Consider the following 12,798-nt stretch of genomic DNA (forward strand, 5'->3'; position numbering starts at 1 on the left):
TACATACAAGCGTGTAAAAATAGGTAACTACCTCTAGGAGACAGACATATGCCGCGCCGCGCCACCAAAATTGTTGCCACCCTCGGACCCGCCTCCAGCGATGCCGCCATTCTGGAGCAGATGATCCGGGCCGGTGTGAACGTGGTCCGGCTGAATTTCAGCCACGGCAAGGCGCAAGACCATATCGATCGCGCCCGTCTGGTGCGCGAAGCGGCGCAGCGTGCAGGGCGTGAAGTGGCCATCATGGCCGACCTGCAAGGCCCCAAAATTCGCGTCGGCAAATTTGCCGAAGGCAAGGTGTTTCTGGAGCAAGGCCAGAAATTTGTGCTGGATGCAGGCCGCACCGAGCTGGGCGATATCGACGCCGTGGGCCTCGATTACAAATCACTGCCCAGCGAAGTCAAAGCCGGCGACGTGCTCTTGCTCAATGACGGTTTGATCGTGATCGTGGTGGACTCTGTGGTCGGCGACAAGGTGCACACTACCGTCAAGCTGGGCGGCGAGCTGTCCAATAACAAGGGCATCAACAAACAAGGCGGCGGCTTGACTGCGCCTGCCTTGACCGGTAAAGACATGGAAGACATCCGCACTGCGATGAGCTTCCAGGCGGACTACGTGGCCGTGAGTTTCCCGAAAAACGCCACCGACATGGAAATGGCACGCCAGCTCTGCAACGTGGCCGCCGCTGAGTACAACCACAAGCCCGGTTTGATCGCCAAGATCGAGCGCGCTGAAGCCATTCCCAAGCTCGAAGAAATTCTGCTCGCATCGGACGGCATCATGGTGGCCCGTGGTGACTTGGCCGTGGAGGTGGGTAACGCTGCAGTCCCCGCACTGCAAAAGCGCATGATCAAGATGGCCCGCGAGCACGACAAAGTGGTGATCACTGCCACCCAGATGATGGAATCCATGATCACCAACCCCGTGCCTACCCGCGCGGAAGTGAGCGACGTGGCCAACGCCGTGCTGGACGGCACCGACGCTGTGATGTTGTCTGCTGAAACCGCAGCCGGCAAGTTTCCGCTGGAAACCGTGATCGAAATGGCCAAGATTTGCTTGGCAGCCGAGAGCAGCGAAATGGTCAAGCTGGATGCAGACTTCACCGGCAAGACCTTCACCCGTATCGACCAGTCCATCGCCATGGGTGCGCTGTTCACTGCTCACCACCTGGGTGCCAAAGCCATCGTGGCCATGACCGACAGCGGCAGTACCGCCCTGTGGATGAGTCGCCACCTGATCCATGTGCCGATTTACGCTTTGACCCCCAAGGTCAGCACCCAGCGCAAGATGACGCTGTACCGCAACGTGCGTCCATTGTTGATGGGCACCAGCGCTGACCGCGATACCGCGTTGATGGATGCTGAAAAGCACCTCAAGACCCGCGGAATTGTGCAAAAGGGCGACATCTACGCCATCACTTGCGGCGAGCCGATGGGCGCGCCGGGCGGCACCAACATGTTGAAGATTTGCGCGGTTAGCTAAGCGGCAGCTGCAGAGGAAAAAGGGAGCTGAGGCTCCCTTTTTTATGCCGCCAAGTCGAAGTGGCGGGGGTTAACCCTTGGCGAGTAGAATCCGGCAACGGTAAAAGTTACCAAGCGGTTACCAAGTCGGGCCGTTGACGGATTTTTAACTTCCTGGGGATAGAAAAATGGCACTCGTTTCGATGCGCGAGCTTCTGGACCACGCGGCAACGCACAACTATGCGATTCCAGCGTTTAACGTCAACAATCTGGAGCAAGTCCAGGCCATCATGGAGGCCGCCAAGGAAACCGGCGCCCCCGTGATCATGCAGGCTAGCGCCGGCGCCCGCAAATATGCCGGCGAGCACTTTCTCAAGCACCTGATCCAGGCGGCTGTAGAGAGCTACCCCACCATTCCCGTTGTGATGCACCAAGACCATGGCCAAAGCCCTGCGGTATGCCAAGGCGCGATCGACCTGGGCTTCAGCTCGGTGATGATGGACGGCTCTTTGGAAGCCGACGGTAAAACCATCGCCAGCTTTGAATACAACGTCGAAGTCACCCGCAAGGTGGTGGACATGGCTCACAAGTTGGGTGTGACAGTGGAAGGCGAGTTGGGCTGCCTCGGCTCCCTGGAAACCATGAAGGGGGACAAGGAAGACGGCCACGGCACGGACGCTGTCATGACCCGTGAGCAGCTTCTGACAGACCCTGAAGAAGCCGCTGAATTTGTCAAACGCACCCAGCTGGACGCTTTGGCCATTGCTATCGGCACCAGCCATGGTGCTTACAAATTCACCCGCCAGCCCACGGGCGACATCTTGGCGATTGAGCGCATCAAGGAAATCCACGCCCGCATTCCCAACACCCATTTGGTGATGCACGGCTCCAGTGCAGTGCCCCAAGAGTTGCTGGCCGCCATCAACCAATACGGCGGCAAGATGGCCCAGACCTGGGGCGTGCCAGTAGAAGAGGTGCAGCGTGCTATTCCTTTCGGCGTGCGCAAAGTCAACATCGACACCGACATTCGCATGGCCATGACGGCTGCCGTGCGCAAGTTCATGTTCGAGAACCCTGAAAAGTTCGATGCCCGCGAGTGGCTCAAGCCCGCCCGTGAAGCTGCCAAACAGCTTTGCAAACAGCGTTACATCGAGTTCGGCTGCGAAGGTCGGGCGGCCAGCATCAAAGGCCACAGCCTGCAAGTGGTGGCTGGCCAGTACGCGCGTGGCGAGTTGTCTCAAGTGGTGCAGGACATGGCTCCCGCTTGAGTGGAGTTTCCAAGCTAGTTGAATGGCCGCTGATGCGGCCATTTTTCATGGGGTCGCAGGGTTAGACTTGGTGCTCTTTTCAAGAACGCAGGGGAGCATGATGCAGCGCAGATTTCTAGGAATGTGGTTTTTTTCATTTCTGCTTTTGGCAGGGTGTGAAACGACCCAGCCTCGCCAATTTGCGTCGCCGGCTGACTACGTGCCGCTTGAAGGGCTGCGCATAGAAAGTCACTTGCCGGTAGTGGAAGTTACGTCGAGTAACCTTGCCGAAGAGGCGCTCAAATGCGTCCCCACTCTCCACATTACGAGCAAGAGCATTCAGCAGTTGGCTGGCAAGTTGCCCTTGGCAGCCGGGACTACAACGGTGCTCGGGCATGCGAGTTCTGCCAACCAGTTTATGGTCCGTGGAACCTCGTCAGCATGTCTACGCCGCAGCGAAGCGCGGCATGTGATTCTTGCAGCCGATGCGTTGTTGGATACGGTCAATCCAGTCGGTGTGTCCCCTGATGTGCAGGACGATTGGTACAAACAGATCGCCCTCAAATTGGCCCAATCCGGGACTGTGAAGGTCGCCTATGCTTATTCATCCGGAGCTGCGAGCGCGGCCACTTACTGGTTAGGTATGGGGCAGCACGATGGAGGCACGCTGTACTACACCTACGAATTCAAGAAAGCCGGGGCGTGGGAGCCCAGTGCTTACGGTTTGGTCTTCCGGGATCGCAATCTGGCATCTATCTCTGAGACAAAGCGTGGTGGCGTTGGGCGGAAAAGTGACTTCTTTCCCTTTCGTCGATGAGTACCGCTCTATCCAATATTTGAACTTGCGATAATCCAAGGCTTCGCCTTTCATTCCGGGGCGAAGCCTTTTTAATTTGTTGGACGCCATGACTTCAGCTTTGCACACCTCCGCCCTGTCCCTTCCATTGCTTGCCCGCGGCAAGGTGCGCGACAACTATGCGGTGGGCGACGACCGTATCCTCATGGTGGCCAGCGACCGTTTGAGCGCGTTTGACGTGATCATGGGTGAGCCGATTCCGGGCAAAGGCGCGCTGCTGACGCAGATGGCGCTGTTCTGGTTCGAGAAGCTGGGTAAAAACGGCGCCGATGTGTGCCCCAACCATTTGACGGGTGACGCCCCCGAGAGCGTGGTGACTGCCGCAGAGGTGGCCCAAGTGACCGGGCGCTCGATGTTGGTGAAGCGCCTCAAGCCCCTACCGGTCGAAGCCGTCGTGCGCGGCTATCTCGCGGGCAGCGGTTGGAAAGAGTACCAGCAGAACAGCGCAGTCTGCGGCGTGCCCTTGCCGGCTGGTTTGCAAAATGCCAGCAAGCTGCCGGAGCCGATTTACACCCCTGCCGCGAAGGCAGCGGTCGGTGACCATGATGAGAACATCACGTTCGAAAAAACTGTCGAGATGATCGGTCTCGATCTGGCGACCCAAATCCGCGACATCAGTATCCAGATTTACAAAGTGGCAGCCGAGTTTGCGCTCACCAAAGGCATCATCATTGCCGACACCAAGTTCGAGTTCGGTTTGGACAAAGACGGTACCCTGACCCTGATGGATGAAGTGCTGACACCGGACTCCAGTCGCTACTGGCCAGTGGAAAGTTACCAAGTCGGTACCAACCCGCCCAGCTACGACAAGCAGTTTGTGCGCGACTGGTTGGAGCAGGCCTTGGTGGACGGCAAGCCCTGGGACAAAACGCCCCCCGCACCTCGCGTGCCCCGCGAAGTGATCGAGAAGACGGCCGATAAGTACCGCGAAGCTCTGCAGCGTCTGACGGCCTGATCGCCGCTCAAGCCGCGACGATGGATACGCCTCTCTGGCTGATGTTCAAGGTGACATCGTCCTGAGGGGACCAATGGCCTTGCGCATCCGAGGCCACGACGAAGATAGGCCCCAGCACGGTCTCTACAGTTAACTCCTGAAAGCTACCGAGATACGCCGCTTTGCTTACGGTGCCTTGCAGGCCTGCACTGTGTCCGGGATGAACGGACCATGCTTCGGGGCGAATCGCCACTTTCACCGGTCCTGCGTTCAAGCGGCGAGGTGTTGAGAGCGTCAAGGGGCCTAATTCCACGGAGCCATTCACTAAGCACTGGCCATTGAGCAATACCGCTTCGCCCATGAAGCCGGCAACAAATTCAGTGTGAGGGTTTTCGTAAAGTTCGCGCGGACTTCCAGCCTGAGCTATTTGCCCTCCGTTCATCACAATGATCTGGTCACTGACGGCTAGCGCTTCACTCTGGTCATGGGTCACATAGGCCACTGTTAGTTTCAGTCGCTGCTGCAGGGCCCTGATTTCTTCACGCATCGATCGGCGCAAGCGTGCGTCCAGGTTGGACAGAGGCTCATCAAATAAGAGTACCGACGGTTCCAGTACTAGTGCACGAGCCAAGGCTACGCGTTGCTGTTGCCCCCCTGATAGTTCTGCTGGGTAGCGACTCTCGTACCCTTCCAAACCTACGATAGCCATCGCCGCACGCGAGCGCTCACTCACCTCTGGCTTAGGTACGCCACTCACGTTCAGCCCATAGGACACGTTCTCTAGCACCGACATGTGAGGGAACAAGGCATAGCTCTGAAAGACCATGCTCACGTTGCGCTCAGCGGGTCCTAGGTTGGTGACATCGCGACCGTCAATGAATATCTGCCCACTGGTGGGCGACTCCAGTCCCGCGATCATGCGAAGGGTGGTGGTCTTGCCACAGCCAGACGGGCCGAGGATGGTAGTCAGCGTTCCTTTAGGAACATGAAAGTCGATCGCGTTGACCACCAAAGGGCTGTGGGCGCCGCCGTAGCGCTTGGAGACTTGGCGGAAAGAAATGCCTGTGTTGTTCATGGAAGTCGTCATCCGTAATTATTTCAATGGGCTGTCGCAGTATTGCGGCGGCCGAGTTTGCGTTCACCCACTAGGGCTTGGACCAAGAGGGTGCTGCAGGACATGAGTAGGATTAGCACCGTGCAATACGCCAACGCCACACCGTAGTCACCATTGCCGACGCGGCCGATGATGTAAGTGGTGGACAGCTCGTACTGCGCCGTAACCAGAAAAATCACGGCAGACACGGTGGTGATGGAGCGTACAAACGAATACACCAGTGCTGCTACCAGCGCCGATTTGATGAGGGGCAATACCACCAGGCGTAAGGTAGTGAGGGTGTTGGCGCGCAGCATCAGAGACGCTTCGTCCAGGGAGCGATCCAATTGCTTGAAGGCGGCAGTCCCTGCACGTACCCCTACCGGCAGGTTGCGAAACACAAAGCACAAGACGATGATCAGCCCGGTACCGGTCAACTCCACCGGAGGTACGTTGAACGCCAAGATGTAGCTGACACCAAGCACCGTACCCGGAACTGCAAAGGTCAAGAGTGCAGAGAACTCGAAACTCGCTTTGCCCCGGAATTCCGCGCGCGCCAGCAACCAGGCAATCAGCAGGCCGAGGCCCGCGCACAAAGGTGCCGCCATAGCCGCCAACGACACGGTGGTGAATAGCGAGTTCCAGGCAGTACCAGCCCAGACGACACCGTACTCTCCCCATTGCACATCAAAGGCAGTTCGGAAGTGATTCAGAGTGAGCGTGTAGTCACGCCCCCACGTCTGGACGAAACCACCGGCGAAGGCAAAGAGGTACACAACCAGTGTGAACACCAGCCAGGGACCTGCCACACCCAGGCATAGCTTGCGGATACCTGCGGGGAGGGGCATGGGCAAACCGGCATCGCCCTTGCCGGCAACCGTGGTGAAACTGCCTTTGCCAAGAACCCTGCGTTGGATGAAGAAGACTGCAAGCGCAAACACCGTCAGGATCAGCGACAAGGCCGCGGCCATTCCCGGGTCTAGGGACGCTCCCACAATGGCAAAGAAGATCTCTGTCGACAGCACGGCGAACTGCCCGCCGACTACGATCGGGTTCCCGAAGTCCGCCATGCTCTCGATGAATCCCACCAGAAATGCATTGGCCAAGCCCGGCTTGAGCAAAGGCAAGGTTACTGTCCAAAAAGTCTGCATGCGACTGGCGCGTAGGGTCTGGGAGGCTTCCTCCATGGAAGGGCTCACGCCCTGCACCACACCGCGCATGATCATGAAAGCGATAGGGGTGAAGGCAAACAACTGCGCCAGCCAAACACCAAAAAAACCATAAAACCAGCGGGTTGGCTCAATGCCAAAAGCCCACTCTAGGAATTGATTGAATAGTCCGGCACGCCCGAACAGCAGAATCAGCCCTAAGCCCACCACAAACGGCGGAGTGATGATGGGCAACATGGCCAGAATGTTGAGCGGTTTGGCGAGTGCTTTTGCTTCCCGCTCCGCCCAGAGTGCGATTAAGGTGCCCAGGAACGTGGTCCCCATGGCGGTGAGCAGTGCGAGGCCCAGTGTGTTCCAAGCCACACCGCAGCGGCCTTGGCCACTGATGCATCCAAGCCCCCAGATGCGCGCAGTGCCTATCCGGTCCCAAAGGGCGCCCATGGAGAAAAGTCCCTCGTCGTTGAGCACGCTGCCTATCAAGGACTTGAGAACCGGGTACACAACAAACAGCGCCAGCAAGGCGGTACAACACAACACGGCTCCTGCTACGAATGCGTCACCCTTGAATCCTCCTAGACGTGCTACGCCGATGGAGAGCAGTGCCAGCAGGCTCACTATCAACACCATGGCGCCCCACCCCATGCCTGGCTGGGTATAGTCCGTGGCGCCTGCCAATGCAGTGAGCCAATCCCAAGTCCACCCCACCATACCGATGGCAAATCCGCTGATGACCAGCCCTGCCAGACCCAGGCCAGCGCCGCTGCACAACAACAGACCTTGGTGGCGCGGTGTGCTGGCAAATATGGCGGAGGCTGACAGTAGCAGTCCCACGATGCCGATCCCTAGCCAAGGGTGGGCATGACTTGTCATGTGAGTCCAGCCGTTGGCACTGGCAGCGGCACCCCAAAGGCCGGGCAGGGCCTCCCACAGGCCCCCGCGTTGAAGAAAATACCAAGGGAGCAGCACAAAGGCCGCAGCGCCCAGAGCGGCCCAAAGGGCAATGACGCGGCGTGTTCGCCACGGGTGAAAAGTGTTCATATCATCCAGCGTGAGGCAGGGCCCAGCCTGCTGCAGAACGCAGCGGCGGGCGAGTTGGCAGGGAATGCGGGATTAGCGGGACTGGCCGTATTTGGCATAGTCGTAGTCGATCATCTTGATCTTGCGGAAGTCCGGTACGCGCGGATCCACCTTGGTTTCCCGGTTGGAGGGCAGCTGGAACTGCAGCGTGGCAGCGCCCAGAGCCTGTGCCCCCGGCGTCAAAGCCCAGTCATAAAACTTCTTGGCCGCTTCCAGGTTGCGCGCACCGCGCACGATGGACATCGAGCCGATCTCCGCTCCTGTGCCGTCGGACGGTGTGATGGTCTCCAAGGGGAAGCCTTGGGCTTTTTCACCGGGACCATCGTGCACAAAGCTGATGGAGATCGCAGCTTCGCCACGTGCCACGGCCTTGATGGGCCCTACGCCAGATCGTTGGTAGGCGGCAATGTTTTTGTGAAGCTTGGCCAAATAGTCAAAGGCCTTGTCTTCGCCCATCAGCTGCACGAGAGTGGCAATCATGGTGTACGCAGTGCCACTGGAGGAAGGGTTGGCGGACTGGATCTCGCCTTTGTACTCAGGCTTGATCAGATCAGCCCACGTCTTCGGGATGGGTAGCTTCTTTTTGGCCATCAGCTCGGTGTTGTATCCAAAACCCAAAGGGCCGGAATAAATGCCCACCGTCTTGTAGCCGGACTGTGCCGCTTGCTTTTGCGCCCAGTCGTACAACTTTGGAAGCAGGGGTGACTTGTATTCCTGAGTCAGGTTTTGTTCGGCAGCCACCAAGTGCGGGTCGCCCGTGCCTCCAAAAAAGATGTCAGTCTTGGGGTTTGCTTTTTCGGCCATGAGTTGGGCGACGGCTTCACCTGAGCCCTTGAGCGTCATGTTGACCTTGATGCCCTGGCTCTTCTCGAAGGTCACGGCGATCATGTTGCACCAGGGCGCTTGGCCCGAGCAGATGATGTTGACCTCGCTGCCGGATTGGGCATAAACGCTGGCTTGAGAGAGCGCGATACATGCAGCGGCGATCAGGTGGGTTTTCTTCATGAAAGTCTCCTTTAGTGTTGAACCAGGGGTTCGAGTGAGTTGGAAAAAATGGAGGGCAACAGCACGCTGACCCCCTGTGCTGACAAAAACAAACTGACCGGAGCACCGGTGATATAAGCTGCACCTTGCGACGGAATCAATACCAATATCTCGCCCAGGGCGGTGTGCACGCACACCTCAGTGGTGGAGCCTAAAAACGCGCTTCGCAAGACTTTGCCCGGCAAGCCGGCCGAACTGGCCGGTGCGATACGCCAGGCGTGCGGACGCACGACGATACGCACAGCGCCACGACGAAGTCCTGGGTGGGGACCGATCTGCAAAGGGCCCAGATGCACGAGGCCCCCGGTGTCCACTTCTGCGTCAAAAGTGGCGGCGTCACCCATGAAGGCAGCAACGAACTCTGACAAGGGGCGTTCATACAGATCCCGCGGAGATCCGATTTGCACAATCCGGCCCTCTTGCATGACGACAATGCGGTCACTGACAGACATGGCTTCTGCATGGTCGTGGGTGACATATAGCACCGTCAGTTCCAGCCTCTGTTGCAAGGCACGGATGTCTTCACGGATATGGCGTCGCAAGTTGCTATCGAGGTTGGAGAGGGGCTCATCCAGCAACAAGATGCGGGGCTGCAATGCGAGTGCGCGGGCCAATGCCGTGCGCTGTTGCTGGCCACCGGACAACTCATGCGGCATGCGATCTTCCAAGCCTTGCAGACCGACCAGCGCGAGGGCATGGGCACTACGCTCGCGTTGGCTCGCCGCTGACAGGCCTTGCATGCGCAAGCCATAGCAGACGTTTTCTTCCACGCTCTGATAGGGAAACAGGGCATAGCTCTGAAACACCAAGCTGAGGTCCCGTTGTTCGGCGCTCTTGGAAGTGACGTCTTCCCCGTGAAAGATCAGCTGCCCTTCGTCGGGTGTTTCCAGTCCGGCCACCAGGCGCAACAGCGTGGTTTTGCCACATCCGGAGGGGCCTAGAAGAGTCGTCAACCGGCGATCCGGGATATGCACATCCACTCCGTGCAGCGCCCGGTAACCATTGGCATAGGTCTTCGTCACCCCGCGGATTTCCAGGCCAGACCTCATGCCGGCATCCTCAAGGTGGCTTCCGACAGGGCTACATGTGGCATGGAGCGAGCTGGTATTGCAGATCCCTGCGGACTGGCATGTTCAGGCAGGGGCCAGCGGACTACAGCATCGACGCCCACTACCGCGCCTTGTTGGATACGGTTGTAGAGGTCCAGCGTGGCGTGCATGGACACAGCGATTTGCTTGCAGATCGACAGACCCAAGCCCACTCCGGTGCCTCCGCTGGCCGATTCGAATGGTTGGAACAAACGCTCCCGAACTGCTTCGTCCAACCCTCCTGCGTTGTCCCAAACAAGGAGCTCCATCTCGTCCGGCAGTTGGCGTATGACCACGCCCAGACTGGCCCCGGCTGCAGACTGGCGAATGGCATTGGCCAAAAGGTTGCGTAGTAATTCACCGATCAGCCAGCTGTCGCTCTTCAGTCGCACGGGTTCGGCGTCCAAAGACACTTCCAGCCGTTTGCGGGCAATCAAGGGAGCAAACTCCACCAGCACTTCGCTGGCAAGTTGATGCATATCCACCAAGCTCCACTGAGCGTGCCGGACTTTTTGCTCTACTTTGGCCTGCGACAGCAATTGGTTCGCAAGATCTGTCGCGCGGTCCAGCGTGCGCAGCATTTTGGGCAGGGTGTCAGTGGCCGGCAGTTCACCGGACGTTACACCCTGCACTTGGGTTTTCAGTACCGCCAATGGCGTACGCAACTGGTGCGAGGCTTCCGCAATGAAGCGCTGCTGTTGCTCCAAGGCATCCCGTTGTTGTTGCCATTGCACATTCAGGGCGCGCACGATGGGTTCCAACTCTACGGCCGGCGTATGTCTCAAGGGCGTTGTTTCCTGGGGTTGACGGCTAGCTACGGTGGTCGTTAGTTCTTGTAGTGGCCGCAGACAATGCCCCGCCAGCCACCACAGGGCTGGTGCGCCAGCCAGTGCCACGCAGACAGCAAGCCACGGTGTCGTGGATCCGATGGCGCCGATCGCTCCCCCCATTCCGGTGCAGATCACGAACATCAGCCATAACTGCTTCCGCATGGACTGGGCGGCCTTGCCGTTGGTCTGGGTCATGCCGGATCCTTGCTGCCGTGGCCCAGTTCGTCCACCAGAAGGTAGCCGATACCGCGCATCGTCAATAAGGCGGCACCACTGCCCGCCAAGCGCTTGCGCAAACGGTGCGCAAGCAGGTCGATGGCGTCGCTCTGATGGCTGGCATCGTCACCGAAGATGGCCTGATACAAGTCATCTTTGGATACCGGGCGGCCAGGCTTGGTGATCAAGGCGCGCAACATCGCGCTTTCCCGAGGGGCAATGTCCAAAGGGCGCCCAGATCGCAAGAACAGTCCCTGGTTCATGTCGAGCTGCAAGTGCCCGCAACGGAAGTCTTCGATGCCCTGGCTACGCCGCATCAGGGCACGCAGGCGAGCCACCAGTTCCTCGGTGTCGAAGGGTTTGGTCAGGTAGTCATCGGCGCCGAGTGTCAGTCCGGTGACCCGCTCGCCGATGGAGGCGCGGGCCGTGACTACCAGCACCGGCAGGCGCAATCCAAGGTCGCGCATGCGTTGCAATACATCCAGACCATCCAGCCCCGGTAGGCTCAGGTCCAAGATGACCGCGTCGAAGTTGCGTTTGCGCATCCATGCCAGCGCTTCATGCCCGTCGGCACAGCACACCGGCTTGAACCCGCGCGATGCGAGTACACGCCCCAAGGCATCCACCAGATCCAGATCGTTTTCAACCAACAACACATTCATTCCGGTATCGTGCTGTCAGGGGGCTAGCTCCGCAATGGGGTTAGCGCGCAGGTTGAATGAAAGAAACTTGAAATGTGGGTCGCACCATCTGAGCGTCAACCGGCCCGGAAAAGAAGAAACCGCCAGCTGGCGGTTTCTTCATTGGTGTCGGACGTTTTTTAGTTCAGCGCCATACTGAGCTTGCGGCGGTAGCTGGCGACCAGCTGCGCTTGCGGGTCTTGTTCCGTGACCACTTTGCCCAGCACCTCGATACCGCCTGTGGCCTTGCCGGCAGCTGCCGGGTCGACTTTGGGCTTGGGTGGGGTGAGCAATTCGAGGATGGCCACAAAGGTCTTGCGCGGTACCTCGTTGTTCCAAGCTTTGTCACGCATGATGATTTCCAGCAGCTCGTCCATGGAGCCGGTCCAGTCACCACCCACCATCAGCACACGGGCTTTGGCCAAGCGGGTGTCGAAGTCGCGCTTGTTGGTGGCGATCACTTCGTCAAACTGGGCCGGGGTCCACAGGCCTTTGTCGTCGGTCAGTACGAACTTGATGGCATCCAGAAACTGCGCCAGTGCCTCAAAGCGCTGCTGCTTGGGGATATAGGCCAAGGTCGGGGCCAAGGCGGCCTCGGCGTCTTCGATCATGTCGCTTTCGATCAGCAGCTTGACGTAGTCGTAGCGTGCGTCATCGTTGCCGGGGTTCAGGGTCAGGGCTTCGTGCAGCTTTTGCAAAGCGGCACGGGGGTCACCCGCTTCTGCCAGAGACTGGGCATCTTCCACATCGGCTTCGGCTTCCAGCACGTCTTCTGTGGGCACGTGCTTGTCCAGAAACTCCTTGAGCTTGCTCTCGGGCACCGCGCCCATGAAGCCATCGGCGGGCTTGCCGTTGATCATCAACACGCAGGTGGGAATGCTGCGGATGCCGAAAGCCTGGGCGAGCTGTTGCTCCTGGTCGGAGTCGATTTTCACCAGCTTGAAGCGGCCGCCGTAGTCGGCTTCTACCTTCTCCAATAGCGGTCCCAGGGTCTTGCAAGGGCCGCACCAAGGCGCCCAAAAATCGACCAGAACGGGCACCTGGTGGGAGGCGGCGATGACTTCGGTTTCGAAGTTTTCTAGGGTGACGTCGATCATGGGAAGT

The 12,798-nt window shown here is 58.8% G+C and carries 11 protein-coding genes; 4 read left to right on the plus strand and 7 right to left on the minus strand.

The genetic code is table 11. The features are described 5' to 3' along the window. The first annotated feature begins 48 nt into the window (after nt 1-48). The 4 genes from pyk to RAE19_RS10495 all read left to right on the plus strand — a co-directional run bounded on the left by pyk (nt 49) and on the right by RAE19_RS10495 (nt 4,518). A complete protein-coding gene (pyk, locus tag RAE19_RS10480) occupies nt 49-1,482 on the plus strand; it encodes a pyruvate kinase (RefSeq protein WP_313874831.1) in 1,434 nt (477 codons plus the stop codon). Between the two features lie 166 nt (nt 1,483-1,648). After that, the gene (gene fba, locus RAE19_RS10485; RefSeq protein WP_313874832.1) at nt 1,649-2,728 is read left to right on the plus strand and encodes a class II fructose-bisphosphate aldolase; all 1,080 of its coding nucleotides are present in this window, start codon (nt 1,649-1,651) and stop codon (nt 2,726-2,728) included. 22 nt (nt 2,729-2,750) lie between these two features. Further along, complete coding sequence (locus RAE19_RS10490; RefSeq protein ID WP_313874833.1) at nt 2,751-3,524, plus strand: hypothetical protein; 774 nt, start codon at nt 2,751-2,753, stop codon at nt 3,522-3,524. An 88-nt stretch (nt 3,525-3,612) separates the two neighbouring features. Further along, nucleotides 3,613-4,518, plus strand: a complete 906-nt coding sequence (locus RAE19_RS10495; RefSeq protein ID WP_313874834.1) for a phosphoribosylaminoimidazolesuccinocarboxamide synthase — start codon at nt 3,613-3,615, stop codon at nt 4,516-4,518. Nucleotides 4,519-4,525: 7 nt separating this feature from the next. Here the strand turns inward: RAE19_RS10495 and RAE19_RS10500 are convergent, their stop codons facing one another. The 7 genes from RAE19_RS10500 to trxA all read right to left on the minus strand — a co-directional run bounded on the left by RAE19_RS10500 (nt 4,526) and on the right by trxA (nt 12,791). Further along, nucleotides 4,526-5,572, minus strand: a complete 1,047-nt coding sequence (locus RAE19_RS10500; protein ID WP_313874835.1) for an ABC transporter ATP-binding protein — start codon at nt 5,570-5,572, stop codon at nt 4,526-4,528. A 23-nt stretch (nt 5,573-5,595) separates the two neighbouring features. Then, nucleotides 5,596-7,797 carry an ABC transporter permease gene (locus RAE19_RS10505; protein WP_313874836.1) on the minus strand — a complete coding sequence of 734 codons (2,202 nt, stop codon included), beginning with the start codon at nt 7,795-7,797 and terminating at the stop codon, nt 5,596-5,598. 72 nt (nt 7,798-7,869) lie between these two features. Continuing rightward, nucleotides 7,870-8,841 (minus strand): ABC transporter substrate-binding protein, encoded by a 972-nt coding sequence (locus tag RAE19_RS10510; protein WP_313874837.1) that lies wholly within the window; start codon nt 8,839-8,841, stop codon nt 7,870-7,872. Between the two features lie 11 nt (nt 8,842-8,852). Further along, complete coding sequence (locus tag RAE19_RS10515) at nt 8,853-9,929, minus strand: ABC transporter ATP-binding protein (RefSeq protein WP_313874838.1); 1,077 nt, start codon at nt 9,927-9,929, stop codon at nt 8,853-8,855. Continuing rightward, nucleotides 9,926-10,993, minus strand: a complete 1,068-nt coding sequence (locus RAE19_RS10520) for a sensor histidine kinase (RefSeq protein ID WP_313874839.1) — start codon at nt 10,991-10,993, stop codon at nt 9,926-9,928. The genes RAE19_RS10515 and RAE19_RS10520 overlap by 4 nt, the downstream gene beginning before the upstream one ends. Then, nucleotides 10,990-11,676 carry a response regulator gene (locus RAE19_RS10525; RefSeq protein WP_313874840.1) on the minus strand — a complete coding sequence of 229 codons (687 nt, stop codon included), beginning with the start codon at nt 11,674-11,676 and terminating at the stop codon, nt 10,990-10,992. Before RAE19_RS10525 ends, RAE19_RS10520 begins: the two co-directional genes overlap by 4 nt. Before the next feature lie 158 nt (nt 11,677-11,834). Then, nucleotides 11,835-12,791, minus strand: a complete 957-nt coding sequence (trxA, locus tag RAE19_RS10530; RefSeq protein ID WP_313874841.1) for a thioredoxin — start codon at nt 12,789-12,791, stop codon at nt 11,835-11,837. Nucleotides 12,792-12,798 lie beyond the last annotated feature (7 nt).

Origin of the sequence: Rhodoferax potami (genome assembly GCF_032193805.1) — a bacterium.
Lineage (GTDB): Bacteria > Pseudomonadota > Gammaproteobacteria > Burkholderiales > Burkholderiaceae_C > Allorhodoferax > Allorhodoferax potami_A.